Origin of the sequence: Cryobacterium sp. 10I1 (assembly GCF_035019805.1) — a bacterium.
Classification (GTDB): domain Bacteria; phylum Actinomycetota; class Actinomycetes; order Actinomycetales; family Microbacteriaceae; genus Cryobacterium; species Cryobacterium glucosi.
In genome coordinates, this window is the sequence record NZ_JASJVF010000424.1 from 1 (window position 1) to 1715 (window position 1715).

The following is a 1715-nucleotide window of genomic DNA, read 5'->3' on the forward strand; positions in this document are numbered from 1 at the left end:
CATTTCGTACTCTCGCGAGACGGGCGGGGTAGGGAAAGCCGGTGAGGGTGTCCGGGGTCGCCGGTAGACTCGCTGGGTGAGTTGGACTGCCGAACTGCCCCGTGAACCGGACGAGTGGGTGCCCGACGACCGCGATGCGCCGGAGGACTACGACGCTCCGCCGCCCCCGGACTACGGAGCGGGCGACGGCCAGGGAAACAGCTCCGACTACGGCTCCCGAGTCGACCCGGGCGCCGGTGCCGGCGGATCCGGACCCATCCGCACGTCGTTCGCGCAGGCATCCGCCCCGCCCCGGCGCGCCACCGCGAAGTTCGCGACCGCCGCCGAGGCGCTGCGCACGGTGTTCGGCTACGACTCGTTCCGCGGCGAGCAGGCCGCCATCATCGACCAGGTCATCGGGGGCGGCGACGCCGTCGTGCTGATGCCCACCGGCGGCGGCAAGAGCCTCTGCTACCAGATCCCGTCCCTCGTGCGCGAGGGCACCGGCATCGTCATCTCCCCGCTGATCGCGCTCATGCAGGACCAGGTCGACGCCCTCACCGCGGTGGGTGTCCGCGCCGCGTTCCTCAACTCGAGCCAGGACTCCGCCGAACGCTCCCGCGTCGAACGCGACTACCTCGCCGGCAACCTCGACCTGCTCTACGTCGCCCCCGAGCGGCTCTCCTCCGAGGCCACCAAGCGCTTCCTCGAGCGCGGCACCATCGCGCTCTTCGCGATCGACGAGGCCCACTGTGTCTCGCAGTGGGGCCACGACTTCCGCCCCGACTATCTCGCCCTGTCCGAACTCGCCGGCCGCTGGCCCGACGTGCCGCGCATCGCGCTCACGGCCACGGCGACGGATGCGACGCACCAGGAACTCACGCAGCGCCTGCAGCTCGAGGGGGCGCGTCACTTCGTCGCGAGCTTCGACCGTCCGAACATCCAGTACCGGATCGTCGCGAAGGCCGAACCGCGCAAGCAGCTGCTCTCCTTCATCAAGACGGAGCACCCGCACGACGCCGGCATCGTCTACGCGCTCAGCCGCAAGAGCGTCGAGGCGACCGCCGAATTCCTGCGCGCCAACGGCCTCAACGCGCTGCCGTACCACGCCGGCCTCGACCAGGCGGTGCGCGCCCGCAACCAGTCCCGGTTCCTCCGCGAGGAGGGCGTGATCATCGTCGCGACCATCGCGTTCGGCATGGGCATCGACAAGCCTGACGTGCGCTTCGTCGCCCACATCGACCTGCCCAAGTCCGTCGAGGGCTACTACCAGGAGACGGGCCGGGCCGGACGTGACGGCCTGCCCTCGACCGGCTGGCTCGCCTACGGCCTGCAGGACGTCGTGCAGCAGCGCCGCATGATCGACGAGTCGCCCGGCGACCTCGCCCACCGCCGCAAGCTCTCCGCGCACCTCGACGCCATGCTGGCCCTCTGCGAGACGGTGCACTGCCGCAGGGTCAACCTGCTGCGCTACTTCGGCCAGGCGAGCGAGCCGTGCGGCAACTGCGACACGTGCCTCGAACCGCCCGTCGGCTGGGATGGCACCGTGCCGGCCCAGAAGCTGCTCTCCACCATCGTGCGCCTGCTGCGCGAGCGCAACCAGCGTTTTGGCGCCGGCCAGATCGTCGACATCCTGCGCGGCAAGACCACACCGCGCACGACCCAGCACCACCACGAACAGCTCGCGACCTGGGGCATCGGCGCCGACCTTTCCGACCAACAGTGGCGCGGCGTCG

Annotated in this window: 1 protein-coding gene; it reads left to right on the forward strand. The window is 70.7% G+C overall.

Features of this window, described 5'->3' with window-relative positions:
* Positions 1-76: 76 nt before the first annotated feature.
* Positions 77-1715, forward strand: a 1639-nt coding sequence (gene recQ, locus QN345_RS18715) for a DNA helicase RecQ (protein ID WP_416347681.1), incomplete at its 3' end; no start/stop codon positions are given.